1 protein-coding gene is annotated in these 340 nt (G+C 67.1%); it reads left to right on the top strand.

Features of this window, described 5'->3' with window-relative positions; translation table 11 throughout:
* Positions 1-151: 151 nt before the first annotated feature.
* Positions 152-340: nuclear transport factor 2 family protein (locus B8W69_RS32120; protein ID WP_369332971.1), on the top strand; the 189-nt coding region annotated here is incomplete at its 3' end.

Raw genomic sequence — 340 nt, 5'->3', positions numbered from 1 at the left:
TCCCCGACCTCCAGTTGGCGGTGCCCCACGCGGAGCTGCAGTGGCTGCCGATCACCTTCCTCCGCGCCCTGATCAGCGTGCCGGTGCGCACCGGATGCAGCGCCCCGGCGAACACCGCCTCCCACGCCAACCCGATCGAGAGGATCGCCCAATGAATGCCAAGGAAATTCTCGTCCACAGCCTGCGCCTCCTGGAAAACGGCGATGCCCGTGGCTGGTGCGACCTGTTCCATCCGGAAGGCGTACTCGAATTCCCCTACGCCCCGCCGGGCTGGAAGACCCGCTTCGAGGGCCGCGAAACCATCTGGGCGCACATGCGCCTGTTTCCCGAGCACCTGACC

This window comes from Mycolicibacterium vulneris, from assembly GCF_002104765.1.
GTDB lineage: Bacteria > Actinomycetota > Actinomycetes > Mycobacteriales > Mycobacteriaceae > Mycobacterium > Mycobacterium vulneris.
Note: the sequence above shows the minus strand (reverse complement) of the source record. Positions and strands in the feature narration are given on the sequence as shown.